This window comes from Halomonas sp. PAMB 3264, assembly GCF_031954245.1.
Classification (GTDB): domain Bacteria; phylum Pseudomonadota; class Gammaproteobacteria; order Pseudomonadales; family Halomonadaceae; genus Vreelandella.
This window is the reverse complement of record NZ_CP134866.1, coordinates 1,183,957-1,197,923: the sequence shown is the minus strand read 5'-3', so window position 1 is coordinate 1,197,923 and position 13,967 is coordinate 1,183,957. Positions and strand designations below refer to the sequence as shown.

Annotated in this window: 14 protein-coding genes; 8 read left to right on the top strand and 6 right to left on the bottom strand. The window is 62.0% G+C overall.

Annotated features, from left to right (window positions below; genetic code table 11):
- Positions 1-31: 31 nt before the first annotated feature.
- Positions 32-631: an NAD(P)H:quinone oxidoreductase gene (gene wrbA / locus RN347_RS05445; protein ID WP_311960461.1), complete on the bottom strand. Its 600-nt coding sequence runs from the start codon at positions 629-631 to the stop codon at positions 32-34.
- Positions 632-801: 170 nt separating this feature from the next.
- Here wrbA and RN347_RS05440 point away from each other — a divergent pair, with 170 nt between their 5' ends.
- From RN347_RS05440 to RN347_RS05410, 7 genes are all read left to right on the top strand, one after another.
- Complete coding sequence (locus RN347_RS05440) at positions 802-1,242, top strand: hemerythrin domain-containing protein (RefSeq protein ID WP_263584594.1); 441 nt, start codon at positions 802-804, stop codon at positions 1,240-1,242.
- Between the two features lie 242 nt (positions 1,243-1,484).
- Positions 1,485-2,477: a succinylglutamate desuccinylase gene (locus RN347_RS05435; RefSeq protein WP_311960460.1), complete on the top strand. Its 993-nt coding sequence runs from the start codon at positions 1,485-1,487 to the stop codon at positions 2,475-2,477.
- A 200-nt stretch (positions 2,478-2,677) separates the two neighbouring features.
- Entirely contained in the window at positions 2,678-3,448 is a 771-nt protein-coding gene (locus RN347_RS05430) for an ABC transporter ATP-binding protein (protein WP_263584596.1), read from the top strand.
- A 14-nt stretch (positions 3,449-3,462) separates the two neighbouring features.
- Positions 3,463-4,164 (top strand): ABC transporter permease, encoded by a 702-nt coding sequence (locus RN347_RS05425; RefSeq protein WP_263584597.1) that lies wholly within the window; start codon positions 3,463-3,465, stop codon positions 4,162-4,164.
- A gap of 1 nt (position 4,165) precedes the next feature.
- Positions 4,166-4,897 (top strand): ABC transporter permease, encoded by a 732-nt coding sequence (locus RN347_RS05420; RefSeq protein WP_311960459.1) that lies wholly within the window; start codon positions 4,166-4,168, stop codon positions 4,895-4,897.
- Positions 4,898-5,018: 121 nt separating this feature from the next.
- A complete protein-coding gene (locus RN347_RS05415) occupies positions 5,019-5,789 on the top strand; it encodes a transporter substrate-binding domain-containing protein (protein ID WP_263584599.1) in 771 nt (256 codons plus the stop codon).
- A 254-nt stretch (positions 5,790-6,043) separates the two neighbouring features.
- Positions 6,044-6,880, top strand: a complete 837-nt coding sequence (locus RN347_RS05410; RefSeq protein ID WP_311960458.1) for a TraX family protein — start codon at positions 6,044-6,046, stop codon at positions 6,878-6,880.
- On the opposite strand, the gene RN347_RS05405 is transcribed toward RN347_RS05410, so the two are convergent.
- The 3 genes from RN347_RS05405 to purE all read right to left on the bottom strand — a co-directional run bounded on the left by RN347_RS05405 (position 6,858) and on the right by purE (position 10,274).
- Positions 6,858-8,468: a diguanylate cyclase domain-containing protein gene (locus RN347_RS05405; RefSeq protein WP_311960457.1), complete on the bottom strand. Its 1,611-nt coding sequence runs from the start codon at positions 8,466-8,468 to the stop codon at positions 6,858-6,860. The genes RN347_RS05410 and RN347_RS05405 overlap by 23 nt on opposite strands.
- A gap of 167 nt (positions 8,469-8,635) precedes the next feature.
- Positions 8,636-9,751: a 5-(carboxyamino)imidazole ribonucleotide synthase gene (locus RN347_RS05400; protein WP_311960456.1), complete on the bottom strand. Its 1,116-nt coding sequence runs from the start codon at positions 9,749-9,751 to the stop codon at positions 8,636-8,638.
- Positions 9,752-9,761: 10 nt separating this feature from the next.
- Positions 9,762-10,274, bottom strand: a complete 513-nt coding sequence (gene purE / locus RN347_RS05395) for a 5-(carboxyamino)imidazole ribonucleotide mutase (RefSeq protein ID WP_263584603.1) — start codon at positions 10,272-10,274, stop codon at positions 9,762-9,764.
- Between the two features lie 204 nt (positions 10,275-10,478).
- On the opposite strand from purE, the gene RN347_RS05390 reads away from it, so the two are divergent.
- Positions 10,479-10,757 carry an XRE family transcriptional regulator gene (locus tag RN347_RS05390; protein WP_311960455.1) on the top strand — a complete coding sequence of 93 codons (279 nt, stop codon included), beginning with the start codon at positions 10,479-10,481 and terminating at the stop codon, positions 10,755-10,757.
- Between the two features lie 111 nt (positions 10,758-10,868).
- Here the strand turns inward: RN347_RS05390 and chrA are convergent, their stop codons facing one another.
- Both chrA and ilvD read right to left on the bottom strand, forming a co-directional pair.
- Positions 10,869-12,050 carry a chromate efflux transporter gene (gene chrA / locus RN347_RS05385; RefSeq protein ID WP_311960454.1) on the bottom strand — a complete coding sequence of 394 codons (1,182 nt, stop codon included), beginning with the start codon at positions 12,048-12,050 and terminating at the stop codon, positions 10,869-10,871.
- 107 nt (positions 12,051-12,157) lie between these two features.
- Positions 12,158-13,891, bottom strand: coding sequence for a dihydroxy-acid dehydratase (gene ilvD / locus RN347_RS05380; protein WP_263584606.1), 1,734 nt, complete (start codon positions 13,889-13,891; stop codon positions 12,158-12,160).
- Between the last annotated feature and the right edge of the window lie 76 nt (positions 13,892-13,967).

Here is a 13,967-nt window from a genome sequence, read left to right as displayed (position 1 = left end):
TTGGCAGCTGCCAAACAATTAGCCCATGGTCTCAGCGGGCGAGCTTCGCGGTAATGCCCGCCACGTGTTTGCCCTGAAAGCGCGCAAGCTTCAGTTCGCGCTCGCTTGGCTGGCGGGAGCCGTCGCCGCCGGCCAGCGTTGCCGCGCCGTAGGGATTGCCGCCGGCGACTTCGGAAATGTCGAACTGCTCTTCGATGCCGTAACCGATCGGCACGATCACCATGCCGTGGTGGGCAAGCGTGGTCCAGGTGGAGGTCACGGTCATCTCCTCGCCGCCGCCGGTGCCGGTGGAGGTGAATACGCTTGCCACCTTGCCGCGCAGCGAGCCGTTGGCCCACAGGCCACCGGTTTGATCAAAGAAGGTGCGCATTTGGCCGGCCATGTTGCCAAAGCGGGTGGGCGTGCCGATGATGATGCCATCGTAGTCGGCGAGTTCGTCGGGTTTGGCTTGTGGCGTTTCGAAGTCCTGCTTGCCGCCGGCGTTCTTGTAGGCCTCCTCGGGCATGGTTTCCGGCACGCGCTTGACCGTGACCTCGACGCCGTCCACTTCCCTGGCACCTTCGGCGACGGCCGCGGCCAGGGTATCCACGTGCCCGTACATGGAATAGTAAAGTACCAGTACCTTGGTCATTGCTCTCTCCGTTTGAGTCGACAGATAAACCGCCTTTTAAGCCTAGCGGAAAATTAACCCAAGTGAAGGTCGCGGTGGCGTCGCTTGAATTGCCGGCGTTTGTATCTTGCGCTTTTGCCCATCCCGCACTAGTTTTCAATGCGACCGTCACAGCAAAAAGGGAGTTTTACATGACGATTTTCGAAGCGCTTCGTAAGGACCACGACATTCAGCGCGACCTGCTGGCCAAACTGGTCGAAACCCACGGTGATAGCAGCGAGCGCGATACGCTCTATCAGCAGATCCGCGCCGAGCTCAAGTACCACGCCAACGCCGAAGAGCGCGCGCTGTACATTCCGATGATGGACATCGACCTCACCCAGGAGAAGGCCCGCCACAGCGTCGCCGAGCACCACGAAATCGACGAGCTGATCGAGCTTCTGGACGAAACCGACTACAGCGCCAGCAACTGGCTGGTGCACGCCAAGGAGCTTCAGCACCTGGTGACCCACCACCTGGACGAGGAAGAGCAGGAAGTCTTCCAACTGGCCGGGCGCGGCCTGCCGGAACAGCAGAAAACCTCGCTGGCCGGTGAGTACCAGGACGAGATGCAGCGCCAGCGCGCCGAGTAATTCATGTCGTCCCAAAGCGCCTGACCCGACAGGGCAGGCGCTTTTTTGTGCCTGTTCACTGCGATCCCACTGCCCAAGCGAACGTCGGCTTACACCCACGCCCGCCTCTTTTACAGCCTGGCGACACCGCTTTTTGTTTAACCCGGCCCAACGTGCTACATCTTCTAGTCTCGAAAACGAATAGCTCGAACGACAGATAGCTCGAACAACAAATATCGCGAAAGCAATAGGGAGAATCGCGCATGCTGAGCCAGTGGCTGGACGGGGCGCTCGATGACAACATGCCCGCCAGGCGTGAGGGCCGCTTCGCCAGCGGCCACTACCGCCTTGGCGCCCCCGGGGTGCTGGAACTCATCCCGAACGCCTCGAACACCAATGCCTACGCCTGCGTCTTTTCCGCCGCGATTCACGGCAATGAAACCGCCCCGGTGGAGCTTCTGGGCCAGTGGCTCTGCGCGCTGGAAGCGGGTAGCGCGCGCTTAAGCGCACCTGTGCTGGTGATACTGGGCAATATTCCCGCCCTCAAGGCGCAAACCCGCTTTGTGGAGACCAACCTGAACCGGCTTTTCGAGCGCGGCCTGACCCAACAAGGCCAGGAGGCCGACCGGGCTCGCGAGCTGATGCGCGAGGTGGATCTTTTTTTTGAGCGCCATGAGGGCCGCCCGCGGCTTCACTACGACCTGCACACCGCGATCCGCCAAAGCCTCTATCCGCGCTTCGTGGTCGAGCCCTTTGGCGAAACGGCCACTAACGCCCGCCAGTGGGCCTGGCTTGCCGGCGCCGATATGCAGGCGGTGCTGCACCAGCACCAGTCGAGCTTCACGTTCTCTCACTACAGCAAGCACTACCATCAGGCCCAGGCGTTTACCTTCGAGCTTGGCCAAAACGCGCCCTTTGGCCAAAACGATCTGGCGCCGCTTGCTCCCATGCTTGAGCTCATCCAGGCGCTCGGCGCCGGCGAAACGCCAAAAGAGGGCGCCGAGCTTCCGCGCTTTTTCAGAGTCGAGCACGAGCTGATGCGTCGCTCGCAAGCGTTTACGCTCTGCTTTGACGAGGATGTGGCGAACTTCACCCGTTTCGAACCCCACACCAAACTCGCCCAGGACGAAGAGGCCGGCGACTTCATCGTCGGTGAAATGCCGCTTCACGTGGTGTTCCCCAACGCGCGGGTAGAAATCGGCGCGCGGGCAGCACTTTTGGTCACGCCGGTCGCCAGCCGAGCAGCCAGACCATAAACGCCCTACACTAGGCAAAACCGTTGAACACGATCGGAGGCGGCGCTCACAGGCCGCCAGGATCAGCGCATTAAATCGCATAACAACGAGCGCATCGGGTATAAGGCCTGATAGAATCGCTCCCTTTTTCGCGCCAGCCGCTACGAATATCCGTGTCGACACCGTTCGCTTAAGCGGCAACTCTGCTCTGGAGCCTGGTTATGGCCACTACACCGACCCCTCTTGAAGTGCGCAACATCAAAAAGCGCTTCGGGGATACCGAAGTTCTCAAGGGACTCTCACTCGAAGCCCACAAGGGAGATGTCATCACCCTGATCGGCGCTTCGGGCTCGGGAAAAAGCACGTTTCTTCGCTGCATGAACCTGTTGGAGCAGCCCGACGAAGGCGAGCTGATCGTCCACGGCGACCCCATCCGTTTCAAGAACACGCGCCAGGGGCGCGAACCGGCGGATAAGAAACAGGTCGTTGCCATGCGGGCGAAGCTTTCGATGGTGTTTCAAAGCTTCAACCTCTGGGCGCACATGACGCTTCTGGAGAACATCATCGAAGCCCCCGTGCACGTGCTGGGCCAATCGAAAAAGGAAGCCACCGAACACGCCTACGCCCTTTTGGAGCGCGTGGGCCTGACCGCGCGTGCCAAGGCGTACCCGGCGCAGATGTCCGGCGGCCAGCAGCAGCGCGGCGCGATTGCCCGGGCGCTCGCCATGGACCCGGACGTGATGCTGTTCGACGAGCCGACCTCGGCGCTGGACCCGGAGCTCGTCGGCGACGTGTTGAAAGTGATGCGCGATCTCGCGAAAGAGGGCCGCACCATGATCGTGGTGACCCACGAAATGAACTTTGCCCGCGACGTCTCGAGCCAGGTCATTTATTTGCAGGAGGGGCTGATCGAGGAGTCCGGCACGCCCGGGGAGGTGCTGGACAACCCGCGCTCGCCCCGGCTCAAGCAGTTTCTCACCCCCAACCACTGACCGACGAGGCGACCATGCTGGATTTGCAAGGCTACGGCCCGCGCCTTTTCGAAGGGGCGCTCGTCACCGTCGAGCTCGCCGCGCTTTCGCTCGGGCTTGCGATCATACTGGGGCTGATCACCGCCACGGCGAAAATGTCACGAAGCTGGATTCTTCGGCGCGTGGCCGGCGTCTATACCACGCTGATTCGCGGCGTGCCGGATCTGGTGCTGATGCTGCTGTTGTTCTACGGCGGTCAGATCGGCGTCAACGCCATCAGTGACGTGCTCTACTACAACTACGATATCGATATCTACTTAAGCTTCAACGCCTTTGCCGCCGGCGTGCTGACCATCGGCTTTATCTTCGGCGCCTACATGGGCGAGACCTTTCGCGGCGCCTTCATGGCCGTGGACGCGGGCCAGATCGAGGCAGGCAAGGCCTACGGCATGGGCAGCGCCCTGCTCTTTCGCCGCGTGCGCTTTCCACAAATGATGCGTCACGCCCTGCCCGGCCTCTCCAACAACTGGATGGTGCTGTTGAAAACCACCGCGCTGGTCTCGGTGATCGGGCTGACCGACATGGTGCGCGTCGCCGCCGAGGCCTCGCGCGCAACTCACGAACCCTTCGTCTTCTTGATTCCCGTGGCGGTGGCGTACCTGCTCATCGCAAGCGTCACCGAGTGGATCTTCGCGCGCTTGCAAAAGCGCTACGACATCGGCTTCGGGGAGCACTGACATGTTCGATCTTTCTACCTGGTATCACGACCTGCTCGACGGCAACGCCATCTTCACCCCGGCCACCATGGCCCACTACTGGGAGGGGCTCGTCACCACCACGCAGCTGGTGTTTCTCTCGCTGGTAGTAGGCCTGGTGCTGGCGGTGCCGCTGGCCATCCTGCGAAGCTCCAAACGCAAATGGATCAGCCTTCCCATCTACGCGTACACCTACGTGTTTCGCGGCACGCCGCTTCTGATCCAGCTCTATATCATCTACTACGGCGTGGTGTTTTTCGATGGCATTCAGGAGAGCGTTCTCTGGCCGATCTTTCGGGAAGCCTTCTATCCGGCGCTGATCGCCTTCACGCTCAATACCGCCGCCTATACCACGGAAATCTTTCGCGGCGCGATCAAGGCCACCGCCAAGGGGGAGCTCGAGGCGGCGCGGGCCTACGGCATGTCGGAGTCCCTGATGATGCGGCGCATCGTGATTCCCAGCGCCTTTCGCCGCGCCCTGCCCGCCTACGGTAACGAGGTGATCTTCATGCTCCACGCCAGCGCCATCGCAAGCGTGGTGACGCTGATGGATTTGACCGGCGCGGCGCGCTACGTCTACTCGCGCTTCTACACGCCCTTCGAGCCGTTTCTGTTCGTCGCGCTGATCTATCTCTGCCTGACCTTCGCCATTCTGTTCTTTTTCCGCTTTCTGGAAAAGCGGCTGTTGGCGCACCTGAGCCCGCCGTCGCTGTAAGCGGCGGCTGCGTCAAACGAACGTTGGTTTTTAATGCGTTTTCGACTTTGCGCTCGCCCTCGCTTGGGTTACGTTAAAGAGGATCACTGAATACACCCGTTCACGACAGTGGAGTTTGATGATGAAAAAACTGCTTTCGCTCTCTTTGGTAGGCCTTGCGGTCGCCGCCGCGTCCTCGGCCCAGGCGCGCGACTACGATACCGTGCGCATCGGCGTGGACGTTCCCTACGTGCCCATGGAGTACCGCACCCCGGAAGGCGAGCTTACCGGTTTCGATATCGACCTGGGCAACGCGCTGTGTGAAGAAGTCGGCGTGACCTGCGAGTGGATCGAGCAGGAGTGGGACGGCATCATTCCCGGCCTTCTGGCGCGCAACTACGACGCCGTGATGTCGTCGATGACGATCAACGACGAGCGCCGCCAGCAGGTGCTGTTCTCCGAGCCCTACATCACCATGCCGTCGGCCTGGTTCGCGGCAAGCGATCTGGACATCAGTGAAGCCAATGAAGAAACGCTGGACGGCCTGACCATCGGCGTTCAGCGCGGCACGCTGCAGGACAACTACGTCACCGACAAGTACGGCAGTATCGCCGACATCAGCCGCTACTCCACCGCCGATGACATGGTGCTGGACATGGACGCCGAACGTCTGGATATCGTTTTCCTCGACTTCCCGATCGGTCAGTCCACGCTGGTCGAAAGCGACGAAGGCGACTACACCATCGTCGGCGAGCAGATCACCGAACCCAAGGAGTACTTCGGTGACGGTTTTGGCATCGCCTTCCGCCAGCGCGATGAAGACCTGGCCGAACGCTTCAACGAAGCGCTCGCGACGCTGCAGGAAGATGGCACCTACGACGAGATTCACGCGCGCTACTTCGACGGCGAATAACCTCTTTTCGTAAGCGTCGAGCAAGTATGCAAACCCCCGGCAAACGCCGGGGTTTTGCTTTTGGGGCAACGCTTGAGAGCTTTGGGGTATAGTACGTATGGACAGTACGTATGGAGTACGTATGGAGTACGTATAGATCGCACGTATGAATCGTACGCGCGGATACTCCTGAGCGGCGAACGCGCGACCGGGCTTGAACTCGACGCGACCGATCAAGTCTGAAGCCATTCTGGCCATCTCAACACGGAGGTTTTATGGCACACGCTCCCGGCGATACCGCCCCCCCGGCTTCTTCGCCGCGACCCACGGCGGCGGCGGCTGATCGCCCGCTATCACACTGGACGGCCTGGGCGCAGTGGCTGGCGCTTTTGACCATGACCATCGACCACCTGGTGCGCTACGTGCTCCCGGACAGCTGGGATTTGAGCTGGGCGGGGTCGTCGATTGGGCGCATCGCCTTTCCGCTGTTCGCGGCCATGGTGGCCTGGCATGGGCTGTTCAATACGCGTAATCCGCTGCGCTACGCCCGGCGGGTACTGGTGATCGGTCTCATCGCCCAGGTGCCGTACATGATGATGCCGCGATCGAGTGATGCCTTCATCCTCAACGTCTGCTTTACACTGGCAAGCGGTTTGGCACTCGGGGCGCTGGCCCGCCAGGGCTGGCAACACTACCGTCAGGAGACGCTCGGGTTTGGCTGGCTGCTACTGGGGGCGGCGGTGGCGGTCACGCTTTGGTATCTGCTCGGCTTTTGGGTCGAGTATGGCCATAACGGCCTGATGCTGATCCCGTTTTTCATGTTCGCCATGTACGCGCTCAACGATAGCGACAATGCGCTGAAATCGAGGCTCTGGGCGGGGCTGGCGGCGTTTCCGGTGCTCTGGATCGCCGGCCAGATGAACGCCTCGGACATGTCCAAGTCGTTCACCGTGGGCACGTGTATCGTCGTTCTCATCCTCGCCGCCGGCGGCGCCCGCTACGTCCCGAAGGTGTTCAAAAACATGCCGCGGCGGCTTTGGCTTGCCTGGTATCCGGGCCACTTCGCGCTCATCGCGCTTTGGGTGGTGCTTAGCGGTCAATTAGCGATGTAACGCGGTCAGGCAGCGCGGCCTTTTTCATGACGTCGCGCATTTCCGGGCGGTAGCGGCAAAGCCGCGCCCGCCCTTGCGCCTTGGCCTGGTACATCGCGACATCGGCCTGCTTGAGGATCTCGGCATGGTCGCACTCGTCGGCATTGAAGCAGGTGTAGCCCATGCTCGGCGTCACCTCTACCTGCTGGCTCTCCAGGTGATAAAACCCGCCCAGCTTGCTTCTCAGCGTTTCCAGGCACGCCTTCGCCATCTCTTCGGCCCGGTCGTCAAAGGGCCAGTCGAACAGTTTGAGCATCACGAACTCATCGCCACTTAGCCGTGCCGCCATGTCGTCGTCGCTCAGGTGAGCCTCGAGACGCTTGGCCACCTGTATGAGCAGATCGTCCCCGGCGGCGTGGCCGAAGGTATCATTGATCATCTTGAAGCGGTCCAGATCCAGAAACATCACTACGCCGGTTCGCTCGCGGTTTGAGGATTCCTTGCAAAGCGACATCAGCCGCTCGATGAACAGACGCCGGTTGGGCAGATCGGTCAGCGAGTCGTAGTAGGCCTGGCGGTAGATGGTCGCCTCGTGCCGGGTGCGCTCGGTGAAATCCTCGACGATCGCCATCCCGCCGATGCGATGGTTATTGTCGCAATTCACGCCGTTGAAAATGGCGCGCAGCGGCGTACCCTTCTCAGCGCCGGGCAGATAGAACGTACCTTCGAAATAGCCCGAGCCCTTCTCGAGGCTGTCGCGTACCCCTTGAGCGACTTGCTGATTCGCCGAGCGGTCGAGCATGCGATAACCCATGAAGCTGTCACGCGTGCCGCCCAGAATTTTGAGCAATTGCTCGTTACAGTCGGTGATCACTCCGTTGCGGTCGAAGTGCAGCACCCCCAGCGGCGAGTGATCGAAGATTGAGCGGTAGCGGTTTTCACACTCCTGCAGCTGCGCCTTGCGCGACTCGACACTCACCTTGAGCGCGATGTTATCGTGAATGATGCGATGAAACCGGATACAGGTGGTTAGCATCAGTGCCAAAAATACCAGCACGATAATGCCCATCAGTATCGATAGCATGGTTGCTCGCAACAAGAAGACGGCGGCCAGCGGCAGTAAAATGAGGCTGATGAAGCCAACCCCAAGCCACTTGACCGGTGAAAGCGTGGTCGTGCCGCCGGCGGCGATACCGCAGGCGATGACCGCCAGCGCCGCGGTTTGAGTCGGATCGGTCGGGGCAAAAAAGAGAACCCCCGCGGCCCCCCAGAGGGCCGCCGAGCCAAGCGAGCCCGCGCTGAAAATGTAGAGCCACCGTTTTTGATGGGCGCTGGCCGTGCCCTGCTCATACCAGCGAGCAAACACCAGCCGCAACAGTGATATGGCGCCAAGCGTTAAAAACCAGGCCATGACGGCCACCGGCGAATGCGCCGACCAGAGGATCGCGGCGGTAAAGGCGGCCACGACCAGGCTGCTGACAACGGGCTGCCATAGATTTTCATATAAAAGTGCCACTTTCGCCGCTTCGAGATCGCATAGCGAGAGCGGCTCATCGGCGTCGACGGGGCCATATTGGGCAACCCCGGCGAGTTTAAGCTTCCACAGCATGTCCATTCCCTGTGCTGTTGGATCGCCTAAACAAAGGCAACCCGTCTTCGTTCAATGAAGTCTTGAGCCGTAGTTGTAAACGATTTATCTCGTTAAAGCGAATACCAAAATCGACTTATAAAAAAACCGCCTGATAGCAGGCGGTTAATGAAGCGTTATCGCGCCCCTTACAGGGTGAAACTCCACTTTACCGAAGGGGCCTCCGGCAGCAGCGTCTGGCACCGACGAACTTTCTCCAAAAGCTCTGCGTGCGAGTCGGCGAGAACGTTGATGTGCGCAAGCTTGCGCCCGGCGCGCTCGCCCTTATCGTAGCGATGCAGGTGAGCATGCGGGATTGCCAGAAGCGCGGCGTTGTCGCCTTCGCGGCCGATGACGTTGACCATGCAGGTCGGCGCCATTGCCTCGGTCGAGCCCAGCGGCAGCCCTTGAATCGCCCTCAGATGATTTTCGAACTGACTGGTCGCGGCGCCGTCCATCGTCCAGTGGCCGGAGTTGTGCACACGCGGCGCCATCTCGTTGGCCAACAGGCTTCCATCTTTGGCTTGGAAAAGCTCCAGCGCCAGCACGCCGACGTAGTCGAGCTCGTCGAGCAACTGGCGAATATAGCCGTCGGCCAGTGCCTGGACGCTGTCGTCGAGATCCGGTAGCGGTGCCACGGAGTAGCGCAGAATGCCGCCCTCGTGCTGGTTCTCCGCCATCGGGTAGAACACGACCTCGCCGTCGCGACCGCGCACCGCGATGATCGATACTTCGCGCACGAAATCGACGAACGCCTCGACGATCAGCTGCGAATGGCCAATCGACGCCCAGGCATCACCGGCCTGATCGGCGGATGTGAGCACGGCCTGGCCCTTGCCGTCGTAGCCCTCGGTGACCGACTTGGCGACCACCGGGCAGCCAAGCTCCTCGGCGGCCTGGGCCAGCGCCTCGGCGCTCTCCACCACGCGGTAGGCCGGCGTGGGAATAGCAAGCCGGTCGAACAGCGCCTTCTCTTCTACCCGGTTTTGGCACACCGCGATCGCTTTACTGCTGGGGTAGACCGGCTTGTGCTGCTCGATCTCGCGCACCAGCTCGACCGGCAAGTGCTCGAACTCGTAGGTCACGACATCGACCTTCTCGAGAAACGCGGCCAGGTGCTCGTTGTGCGGGTCGACGATCACCTCGCCAATGCCCGCACTGGGGCTCCCGGTGGTGTCCAGAAAGGTGAAACGATTGCCCAGCGGGTAGCCTGCCAAGGCGAGCATACGACCGAGCTGGCCGGCACCCAAAATGCCAATGTTCATGGTGATCTCCTCAGGCCTGATCGGTATCGATGCGGGGGTCCGGGTTATCGAGCACGGCTTGGGTCTGCTCGGCGCGAAACGCCTCGACCGCCTCGCGCACGGCGCTATCCTGAAGCCCCACGATCTGCGCGGCCAGAAGGCCTGCGTTGGTTGCCCCGGCCTTGCCGATGGCTAGCGTTCCCACGGCGATACCGCCGGGCATCTGGGCAATGGAGAGGAGCGAATCGAGCCCCTTGAGCGATTTGGACTCCACCGGCACACCCAGCACGGGAAGCGGCGTTTGAGAAGCCACCATGCCCGGCAGGTGCGCCGCCCCGCCCGCGCCGGCCACGATCACCTGAAGCCCGCGCTCCGCCGCGCCCTTGGCGTAGTCGAACAACAGATCCGGCGTACGGTGCGCCGAGACCACGCGGGTCTCAAAAGCAACGCCCAGGCGCTCGAGCATTTGGGTGGCGTGTTCCATCACGGGCCAGTCGGATTTGGATCCCATAATTACGCCCACTTGGGGTGCGCGGCTGGACATGGATTCGCTCCTCGGCCGAAGGCCATCAATCGGTAAAAGATGAAAAGCCGCAAGGCTTGGCTATAATTTTAAAGGCGCATAGTTTACCAGAGCGGGCCGAATTAGGGGCTTCGATCGGTGGATGAAATTTTAGCCGGATCAGGCATTGAAAAGCGCTTCCGTTAGCGTCATTGTGTAGGTGTCACTTTTGACCCATGGAGTCACATGAGTACGGCAACGTCGACTGCTCACGCAGAAACGCTGGACCCTCCTCGAAGCAGCCCTGACCTCGACGTCAGGGAATTGGAAAAACGCACGCGCTTGATGCGCATCATCACTCGTCTGGTCGCCGTATCGGATCTGGGAAGCCGCGAAATCGCCCGCCGGGCCGGCCTTCCCGTCCAGAAGATCAGCGACCTGCTCGCCGGAAGGCTCGAGCATCTGAATCTGGACGAACTCAACGTCCTGCGCCGCACATTAGAGCTGGAGGCGCCAACGCCATAGCCTCCAGGTGTGAACCGATAAACGCCTCGCCAAACGCGAGGCGTTTTTTTGTGCTCAAAGCACGGCTTGGCCCGTCATGAATAAGCACGTTATGAATAAGCCCGCCATGACTCAGCCCAGCACTATTCCACCCAACAGAACGATGATCACGACCGCCCAGGCGGGCAGGCGCCACACGCTCAGCAGAAGAAAACCGGTGAGCGCCAGCGCGACATCGATAGGCACCAGCACCGCGCTGACCCACACCGGGTCGAAAAGCGCGAGCCCCAGAATGCCCACGACCGCCGCACTGGCGCCACGCAGAAGTGCCTGGGCACGCTCGCCGCGGCGAAAACGGTGCCAGAACGGCAGCACCCCCACCAGCAGTAAAAAGCCGGGGGCGAAAATCGCCACCAACGCCAGCGCCGCCCCGGCCCCGGCATTGACGCCCGGCCACAGCGCGCCAAGGTAAGCGGCGAAGGTGAAAAGCGGCCCCGGAATCGCCTGGGCGGCGCCGTAGCCGGTCATGAACGCATCATTTGAGATAAGACCTAGCTGAACCGTTTCGGCGCTCAGAAGCGGTAGCACCACGTGGCCGCCGCCAAAGACCAGCGCCCCGGCGCGGTAAAAGGCATCGACCATATCGAGCCACGCTGCCATCGGCGCCAGCAGCGGCAGCGCCCCCAACAGCAGCGCGAAAAGCGCAAGCGCGACGGCCCCGGCGCGGCGCGAGACGCCAAAGGAGAATGCATCCACCTCCCCCCGGGGCGACGGCGACCGGCAGAGCCAAAGCCCCGCCGCCGCACCCAGCGCAATGGCGCCGACCTGGCCCGCCGGGCCGCTTGCGAGCGCGGCCACGAACACCGCGCCCAGCGCAATCCCCGCCCGCGCTCTATCCGGACAAAGGCTTTTCGCCATTCCCCAAACGGCGTGGGCCACCACCGCCACGGCCACAAGTTTGAGGCTATCGATCACGCGCTCGAACAGCGGACCCTCGAGTGCTGTCGCGCCCAGCGCGAACAGTGCCAGCAGTAGCGCCGAAGGCAGCGTAAACGCCACCCACGCCGCGGCAGCCCCCCAGGGGCCGGCGCGCAAGAGCCCGAGCGCAAAGCCCACCTGGCTGCTCGCCGGGCCGGGCAAAAACTGGCAAAGCGCCACCAGTTCCGCATAGGCCGCCTCGGACAACCAGCGACGTCTGACGACGAACTCGGTATGGAAATAGCCCAGATGCGCGACGGGGCCGCCAAAAGAGGTGCAGCCCAGCCACAAAAACGTTCGAAAGACATCGAAAACTCGCCCGTGCCGACTCGCCATCGAAAGGCCTCCTCATGAAACGAAAGCCCCACTCTAGCCCAGCCGTTTGACGCCGACGTGACAAAAAAAGGGCCGCGAGTGCGGCCCTGGGCGTTGGCTAAAAGCGTTTAGTCGTCCTGGTCGGTGACCGCGCCGGTGCTGGCGGAGCTTACGTGGCGCGCGTACTTGGCGAGCACGCCACGGGTATAGCGGGGCTCGGGCTTTTGCCACTGGCTTTGGCGACGGGCCATCTCTTCATCGCTAACGTCGATATCGATGGTGTCCGCCTCGGCATCGATGGTGATGAGATCGCCGTTTTCGACCAGCCCCAGCGGGCCGCCTTCGAAGGCTTCCGGCGACACGTGGCCCACCACGAACCCGTGGCTGCCGCCGGAGAAGCGCCCGTCGGTGATCAGTGCGACGTCGTTACCCAAGCCCCGGCCCATGATGGCGGAGGTCGGCGTCAGCATTTCACGCATGCCCGGCCCACCCTTCGGGCCTTCGTAGCGAATCACGACCACGTCACCGGCGACCACGGTACCGTCGTTGATGCGCGCCTGGGCTTCCTCTTCCGAGCCGAATACCCGGGCAGGTCCTGAAAAACGCGTGCCTTCCTTGCCGGTGATCTTGGCAACCGCCCCTTCCGGCGCCAGGTTGCCGTAGAGAATGCGCAGATGGCTTTGCGCCTTGATCGGCTTATCGAGCGGCGCGATGATCGACTGATCCATCGGGTAGGGCTCGACGCCCGCCAGGTTTTCGGCCAGGGTCTTGCCGGTAACGGTCAGGCAGTCGCCGTGCAAAAGCCCGGCCTCGAGCAGAATCTTCATCAGCGGCTGAATACCGCCAATGGCGACCAGCTCGCTCATCATGTAGTGGCCGCTGGGGCGTAGATCCGCCACCACCGGTACGCGCTTGCCGATCTCAGTGAAGTCCGAAAGCGAGAGCTCAACCCCGATGGTGCGCGCCATGCCGATCAGGTGCAGCACCGCGTTGGTGGAGCCGCCAAGCGCGATGATCACGGTGATCGCGTTCTCGAAGGCCTGGCGGGTCATGATGTCGGAGGGTTTGATGTCGGCTTTCAAAAGCTCGAGTACTGCTTCGCCGGCCGCTTTACAGTCGTCGCGCTTCTCCTGGGAGATGGCGTTTTGCGCGGAGCTTCCCGGCAAGCTCATGCCGAGTGCCTCGATCGCCGAGGCCATCGTGTTGGCGGTGTACATGCCGCCGCAGGAGCCGGGGCCGGGAATCGCGGTCTCTTCGATCTGCTTGAGCTCGATCAGGTCCATGTCGCCGCGCGAATGCGCGCCCATGGCCTCGAACACCGAGACGATATCGGTGTGGCCCTTGCCCGGCATGATGGTGCCGCCGTAGACGAACACGCTGGGGCGGTCCAGGCGCGCAAGGCCCATCACGCAGCCGGGCATGTTCTTGTCACAGCCGCCAATCGCGACCAGCCCATCGAAGCCCTCACAACCGGCCACGGTCTCGATGGAGTCCGCGATGACTTCACGCGAAACCAGCGAGTACTTCATGCCCTCGGTGCCGTTGGCGATGCCGTCGCTGATGGTGATGGTGTTGAACACCACGCCCTTGCCGCCGGCGGCGTCGGCGCCTTCGCGGGCAAGCTCGGCCAGCTCACCGATATGGCTGTTGCACGGCGTCACCATGCTCCAGGTCGAGGCCACGCCCACCTGAGGCTTTTTGAAATCCTCGTCGTTGAAGCCTACTGCGCGCAACATCGCGCGGCTGGCCGCCTTACCCGGACCGTCGACGACGGGGGCGGAGTGGCGGCGCGAGCCTTGCGCTGCGTCTTGCGATGTGGCGTCTTGTGAAGCGTTCTGAGAAGGGCTAGTCGGCTCGGTCATGGCGGGCTCCTTATGTTTTTCGTGTTCTAAAAAACGTCATAGCTTGGCGATGCGCGGGCCTCACTGCAAGATGCAC